At 60.5% G+C, this 6,845-nt stretch carries 5 protein-coding genes, 1 tRNA gene and 2 pseudogenes; 5 read left to right on the top strand and 3 right to left on the bottom strand.

What is annotated here, in order from left to right:
* The 3 genes and pseudogenes from P0D89_RS50135 to P0D89_RS50125 form a co-directional block, all read right to left on the bottom strand.
* Positions 1–593 (bottom strand): hemerythrin domain-containing protein (locus tag P0D89_RS50135; RefSeq protein WP_408379236.1); only part of this gene is annotated, 593 nt, incomplete at its 3' end.
* 774 nt (positions 594–1,367) lie between these two features.
* Positions 1,368–1,664: pseudogene (locus P0D89_RS50130) on the bottom strand (ammonia-dependent NAD(+) synthetase); the annotation flags it as partial.
* Complete coding sequence (locus P0D89_RS50125) at positions 1,661–2,191, bottom strand: CinA family protein (protein ID WP_408379234.1); 531 nt, start codon at positions 2,189–2,191, stop codon at positions 1,661–1,663. The pseudogene P0D89_RS50130 and the gene P0D89_RS50125, both read right to left, overlap by 4 nt.
* A gap of 315 nt (positions 2,192–2,506) precedes the next feature.
* Between P0D89_RS50125 and P0D89_RS50120 the strand changes: the two are divergent.
* The 5 genes and pseudogenes from P0D89_RS50120 to P0D89_RS50100 all read left to right on the top strand — a co-directional run bounded on the left by P0D89_RS50120 (position 2,507) and on the right by P0D89_RS50100 (position 5,908).
* Positions 2,507–3,677, top strand: a pseudogene (locus tag P0D89_RS50120) (zinc-dependent alcohol dehydrogenase).
* 526 nt (positions 3,678–4,203) lie between these two features.
* Positions 4,204–4,656, top strand: coding sequence for an Hsp20/alpha crystallin family protein (locus P0D89_RS50115; RefSeq protein ID WP_408366255.1), 453 nt, complete (start codon positions 4,204–4,206; stop codon positions 4,654–4,656).
* Positions 4,657–4,680: 24 nt separating this feature from the next.
* The gene (locus P0D89_RS50110) at positions 4,681–5,088 is read left to right on the top strand and encodes an Hsp20/alpha crystallin family protein (RefSeq protein ID WP_408366257.1); all 408 of its coding nucleotides are present in this window, start codon (positions 4,681–4,683) and stop codon (positions 5,086–5,088) included.
* Between the two features lie 132 nt (positions 5,089–5,220).
* Positions 5,221–5,787, top strand: coding sequence for an Hsp20/alpha crystallin family protein (locus tag P0D89_RS50105; protein ID WP_408366263.1), 567 nt, complete (start codon positions 5,221–5,223; stop codon positions 5,785–5,787).
* Positions 5,788–5,832: 45 nt separating this feature from the next.
* Positions 5,833–5,908: transfer RNA gene (locus P0D89_RS50100), tRNA-Lys, on the top strand.
* Positions 5,909–6,845 lie beyond the last annotated feature (937 nt).

The raw sequence follows: 6,845 nt of genomic DNA, 5'->3' as shown, positions 1-6,845 counted from the left end.
CTTAGTAAGTATCGTGCCGGAGTCTTCGTGACTTTTGGCAGGCAACGCGTGATGCCGAGCACGGCGAGCGAGGCAATCAGAAACGTAGCGACTGGAAACGTGCCCACCGTGTTCACGGCAATTTCGCCTGGTCGCTCGCCGAGCAGCTGAAGCCGGCGACGCGTCATCCTGGCGCCCAGAGAGCGGAGCTCACTTGTGAGCGCCCGCTCGGCGGCCGGCAGCAATACCGTTTCTTCGTCTGCTACATGATGCATGACGGCCGCCATCAGTTGGTGGAAGAGCCCATCATAAGCGGCATTCTCCGGCCCCATCGTGCGCAGCCTGCCGATCGTAGCCCGCATTTCGTTATGCTCGGGACGACTCTTGCTGAGCGTTGGGTCGTCGTTGAGTACTGTGGCCAACGCGGGGTAGAAGATTTCTTCCTCAGGTTGCGCGTGGATTTCGAGAGCAGCACAGGTCGAATGAACGATTGCCCGCTTGCGCCACCAAGGGCTGTCAGCGTGATAGCGATGGAACGCCGCGAGCACATGCATATGATCCAGCCGGATCATCGAGGTGATGGTCGGAGACATCGAGGAAGCGGTATCAGGCATTACAGTTCTCCAGAGTGCCCGGTGTAATGAAGACGCCGAAAGATCAGTCCGCAGGCGGACGCGGAAAGGCGCCTTGTGCCGAATTCCTGGGCCACTAGTCGAGGTGACGCCCCGTTGGCGATGGCGCGTACAGCGAAAAGACGCCGCAATGTGCTCGTCGTGGCGCAGCTTATCGAGCTATGCCACGCTTCGTGTCCGATCGCAGAATGGAAGCAGGCCGCCGGCGCAAGCTCTCGTAGCGATCGTCATTTTCCGCGGTGGCTTGCCTGTGCAATCGCCTCGCCTGATGGGGTTGTTGTTGGCCCAGCAAGCCGGATACCCGCCAGTCGGTGCCAGCTGGACTTTGAGAATAGCGCTCTGCCGCGCAATGCAATACCACCGCGGACTAGCAACGCCGGGACGACCTCTGCACAAGAACCTCCGTCCTGCCATAAGACGGCCAGTGCCGCATACCCTTCAGGCGCGGAGCGGGAACGAGGGCCGTTCGAGCTACGAACCTCTAACTCCCGCCGGGTCATCTGTATAAGTGCCGAGGCGAATCGATGCGGCGCTGTATGGTCATCGGCACCGTTGCGGATGCGCCTGACTCCGGCAAAGCGTCCCCACAACGGTGCCCACGCCTCGCTCGATCGTGCTCAACGGGCGGTACCGGGGGCGAGCGGTGCCGGCGCGCCGGTCCATCGATCAAGGCTCTGTGGAAATCAATGAGACCGGAAGGGCGCGCTTGTGACGGGTCGCCGTGTAAAAGCGATGAATCGTGGTGAAAACTTCGTGGTCTTCCTCGTCGCGCTGGCTGCCGTAGGGAGGGCGGACAGCCGCGAACTTCGCCACATAGCCGCGTGCGCGAAGGCGCTCGACCGCAAGCTGCGCGAGACGGCCCGCGGTGGACGAATCCACGCCGCCACTGATCCCGAGCACGTAAGTGCGAAGCCCCTGCGAAATGAGATAGTCGCAAAGGAAAGTGATGCGCTGTTCCCGCTCCATGTCGGCGTCGAAATCGTGCGCAACGCCGAGTTCGCGAATGACGGCCGGTTGCCAGGCATCCCTCTCGGTAGAAAGTGGCAGGGTCATGACGAAGTCCTCTGAGATTGTTCCCGCTGCGCGCGCGGGAGTTGATCGAAGTAATGCTCGATGCGCAAAAGCGCATACAGTGCGGCCGCCGAACGCACGTCGTTTCTGTTGCCCGGAAACAGCCGTGTTTCAGTGAACGTGAGCAGCTCGCCGCTGCGGGTCCGGAACGACCATGCGAAGCACTGCGTACCCGCCGGCGGACCGCCCTCAGGCGCGGCGTCCGCGAGACCCGTGTTGGACACGGCCACATCGGCACAGCAGCCTTCCTGGCGAAGCGCGCCTTCCGCCATCTCGCGGGCGACTTCTTCGCTCGTCAGGCCGGACTGTTCCATCGTCGTTCTCCTGACGCCGAGGAAGCCGGCTTTGCCCGATGGCGAGTAGCTCACGAAGCCGACATCGAGACACGCGCCGCTGCCCGGCACGCTCACGAGATAAGACGCAATCTGGCCACCGGTGCAGGATTCGGCAGTCGCCAGTTTCAGGCCTCGCGATGTCAGGAAAGACACGGCTTGCATGGGAATATTCATGGCTTGTCTCCAGCAGTGACACGTAAATGGGATTAGCAAGGACCGATCCGCGGGCGCCGCACAGCAGCACGCTGCGGTTTTGCACCGCTCCGCCTCCGTTGGGAGTTCCGGGAAGGTGCGGCGGCGGGTTGTCCACGTTGTGGGCTAGCTCGCGGCACGCACGTTGCTCCATACCGATTGCTGTAACCGGTTGTAGCAATCACGCCGTGTCAGGGCTTCCGGTCCTTGCGCGCCACACAGGTGTACTGACGCAGCGTTTGAGACGGTCATCCCCGTTTGTCCGTTCGACGGGTAAGCTCACCTTTGGAGCACGAAATGAGAGCCCTTTGCTGGCACGGCAAGAAGGATGTCCGCGTCGATCATGTCCCGGACCCAACCATCGAGCATCCGCGAGATGCCATCATCAAGGTATCGAGCTGTGCGATCTGTGGGCCCGGATCTGCACCTGTTTGACGGATTCATGCTGAGCATGAAATCGGGCGACATCCTGGGACATGAGTTCATGGGCGAAGTGATGGAGGTCGGCGCAGATAACAAGCGTCTGAAGGTGGGCGACCGGGTTGTCGTGCCGTTCACGATAGCGTGTGGCGAATGTGATCAATGCCGCCGGGGTTACTTTTCAGTTCGCGAGCGCTCGAACCGGAATAAGGAAATGGCCAACAAGGTGTTCGGCCACAGCACGGCCGGCCTGTTTGGTTATTCACATCTTACTGGGGGTTATCCGGGAGGGCAGGCGGAGTACGTGCGCGTTCCGTTCGCGGACTTTACGCCGGTCAAGATTCCAAACGGTTTGACGGACGAGCAGGTGCTGTTTCTCGGCGATATCTTCACGACAGGCTGGCAGGCGGCGGTTCAATGCGACATTGAACCCGCGGATACGGTTGCGATCTGGGGTGCGGGTCCGGTGGGGCAGTTCGCAATAAGAAGCGCAATCCTGCTTGGCGCGAAGCAGGTGGTCTCCATCGACCGGGTGCCGGAACGCCTGGAAATGGCGAGGGCCGCCGGGGCTATCCCAATCAATTTCGACGACGAGAGTGTGCTTGAACGCCTGAAAGAACTCACCCAAGGAAGGGGGCCCGAAAAATGTATTGACGCAGTCGGCATGGAATCGCATGCAACGCGGTCGTTCGATGCGATTTATGATCGCGCCAAGCAAGCCATGATGCTAGAGACGGACCGGCCCCATGTGCTGCGCGAGATGATTTACGTCTGTCGTCCCGCAGGTGTTCCGTCCATTCCCGGCGTCTACGGTGGATTGATCGACAAGATTCCGTTCGGCGCAGCGATGAACAAGGGGCTGACGTTCCGCATGGGCCAAACCCACGTCAACCGCTGGACCGATGACCTCTTGCGCCGGATCTAGGAAGGACAGATCGATCCGTCGTTTGTCATCACGCATACGGTGCCGTTGGAGAAAGGACCCGACATGTACAAAGTTTTTCGTGACAAGGAAGACGGGTGTGTGAAGGTCGTATTGAAGCCATAGAGGTGGCGCTGAGAATTCGGACAGGTCGGTAAGTGGAAAAGCTGGGGCGTGAGTCGGTGATAATGGCCGGCGACCAGAAGATGACGAAACGCAACCGCCGATCCGATGGTTTGTTGGTGCTGGAAGACGATCTCGACCAGCCGCGCGCGGGCGTTCATGCTGCTGTCGGTCGCGAGGCGCACGACCTCCGCCACGCCATGCATCAATTCCGTCGGAAAGCCTGGCCGAGCGCAGCCGGACGCGGTGTCTGCCGAGTGTGAGCCAGTCCGAAATCAAATTCCATGTTGTCCTCCGGCACCTGTTGCAGTGCACCGCGATAATAGGATTTGGCACGCAATCTTCAGGAGCGGAACTTCACCACCGCCCCTTGAAATTTTCACCGTAGGTTCTATCTTTGATTTCGCTCAGGCAGATGCGCCGGTCACATCCGTTGCACTGCGTGTTTCGATTTGTTTGCCAGCGGCCTGGCAGGCGAACTGGAGCGCGTAGGCCCGTTCGCCTCCTCGCTGCATCGTAGGAGGATACGATGAGTGATCTCTTATCCAGAACCGACCTGTTCAGTGAGTTTGACCGTCTGCAGCGGCAGATGGACAGCCCGTTCGGCGGCTTCCCGTGCAGCATCCGTTCGGGCCGCTTCGTGGCCTTTCCACAACTCAACATCGGTTCCACCGAGGACTCGATCGAAATCGTCGCGTTCGCGCCCGGTCTGAAGCTGGCCGACCTCGACGTGTCGATCGACAAGGGCCTGCTGACCATCAGCGGTGAGCGCAAGCCCGCCCAGGCCGGGGGCGATGACCAAACCCGCGACGACACCCGCACCTATGCACAGGAACGCTTCACCGGCAGTTTCCGGCGCGTGATCGAGCTGCCGCAGAATGCTGACCCCGACAGGGTGCAGGCGCGCTACACCAACGGCTGTCTGTCGATCACCGTCGGCAAGCGCGAAGCGTCGAAGCCACGGGTCATTACCGTTCAGTAACGCCAGTTATTCGAGGGGCGAGTCATGAACGTCAGGACACAGGTTGCTGAGCGCGACCAGAAAGCAGTAGCGCGACGCGAGGGCGACCAGCCAGCACGACAGATGACGCTCACACCGGCCGTCGACGTGTTCGAGGACAGCCAGGGCATCACGCTGTGGGCTGACCTGCCTGGCGTCACAAAAGACAAACTCGACGTGAAGGTGCACGACGGCAATCTTTATATCGAGGCCGAAGCGGTTGTGCCGACGCCCGCCGGTCTGCGGCTGCAGCACGCCGAGATCCGCGAACCGCATTTCGCGCGCGCGTTCTCCGTGAGCCCGGACTTTGACACGTCGAAGATCGATGCAAATCTGCAGGACGGCGTGCTCAAGCTGACCATTCCGCGTCGCGACGAAGCGCGGCCGCGACGGATCGAGGTGCAGACGAACTGAGCCCGGAAGACCAGCAACGGGGGCAGGAGAAAAACCGGTGGCGGCTGCGAGGTCGCCACCGCCCGGTTCGTGGACGCGCGGATGCAGATCGTCATGGCCCGGCTCTCCTGCCAGATCATCGAGGAGCAGCAGATGAACACCGGCCGCAAAAAGTGGAACCCTTTCAAATTTCTCCGCGGCTCAGCGCGCAAGCCCGATGCGGACGGTCCGCAAAGTTCGCCGGCCAGCGAACCATGGCGTGCCGGATGGCCAGATTTTCAGCGGCTTTTCTCTCGCGATCCGTGGCGTGCGATGGAGGATTTCTTTCACGATCCGTTTGCAACCCGCGGCCCGCTCGATCGATGGTTTGGCGACTTCAGCTCATCGCGTTTCCAGCCGCGCATCGATGTCGTCGACGAAGGGAAGATCCTGCGCGTGACTGTCGAGTTGCCGGGCATGGAAAGGGAGGATCTGACCGTCAGCGTCGAGGATGGGGCGCTGGTGTTGCGCGGCGAGAAAAAACAGGATGTGCAGAGCGAGGAAGACGGCTGTTATCGGCTTGAGCGGGCATATGGGGTCTTCACGCGCACGATCCCGATGCCGGAAAACGCCGACCCCGACCACGCGCTCGCAAAGTTTGACAAGGGTGTGCTTACGCTGACCGTGCCGAAACAGGAGCCGCCGCGATCCGCGAGCCACACCACGATTGATATTGGCTAGCATTGGGCGGCGACGTGGCGCTTGCGAGATGAATGGGAGTAGCCCGGGTCGTTAGCTCAGCAGGTAGAGCAGCGGACTTTTAATCCGTTGGTCACTGGTTCGAATCCAGTACGGCCTACCAAAGAATCAGGCACTTGCCCCGATCCCCGTGTGACTGGGCTCTTTGCGTTCTGGTCCAGTTGCAAAGCTCGCGGACAAGCCGTCTTTTCTCAGTCTCAGCGCACTCCTTTGTCGTCTGTGCGCTCCCGCTCCAGTCCCTCGATCCTTTACCGTGAGCCCTGATCCAGGTACATGCGTTGATCGAGCCGGAGCGGTCTTTCGGACCCTACCGCATATACCTTGGGGCAGAGTTGGCCAATGCCAGCCCTTCGAACAGGCGCTAACGACGCTTTGCAGCCGGTGGACCGAACTCGCGCCAAACAGGATGATGATGACCCGATGCGGCTGAAAACGTCACAGCAGCTGGTTAGCCTGCCGTCGGTCAGAAAATCGACCTTCCAGATCGGCAGACAAACCGTTCGCGGGCCTCGGTTAAGGGAAAAGCGACCCATGAAACCTCGCGACGCAGACCGTCACTGACTTGTTCAACTGCTTCACGCGACAAGTGTCATTCGCACAATAATTTCGTCGGGTGAATTACTGGGCAACGCCCGTAAGCATGGACTAACCGCATCACGTGGTTCGCCGGGGCCAGCATTCCCGAGCCCCGCCGGTCGTCGTGCGCCTCAGTACTGTCCGTCCCCCTTTTCGGAAGGGAAGACTGCGGGGCCACTACGTCCGACGTCTGCGGCGATCCTGCGAGGGGCGAATATGCCCTTCAAGTGCGCCGGCAAGTTTCCAGACTGGGCATGGCCTGCGGCATAGGCCGTCAAAGCCAATTCGCTTCATCTCCTGCGGATTTTCCTCGGGATAAATGTCAGGGCGCGATCAAATCTGAAGTGCAACACCTTCCTCGTGTAAGGTGCGCACATGCAAAAAAGAAGAACGTATCAACAGCTTCAGCCTGAAGAGCGCATGACCATTGCAAGCATGAAGCAGCAGGGTTCGAGTGTTCGGGC

Source organism: Paraburkholderia sp. RL18-085-BIA-A (genome assembly GCF_046027075.1).
In the GTDB taxonomy this organism is placed as follows: domain Bacteria; phylum Pseudomonadota; class Gammaproteobacteria; order Burkholderiales; family Burkholderiaceae; genus Paraburkholderia.
The sequence above is the reverse complement of the archived record's forward strand: the minus strand, read 5'-3'. Positions and strand labels throughout refer to the sequence as shown.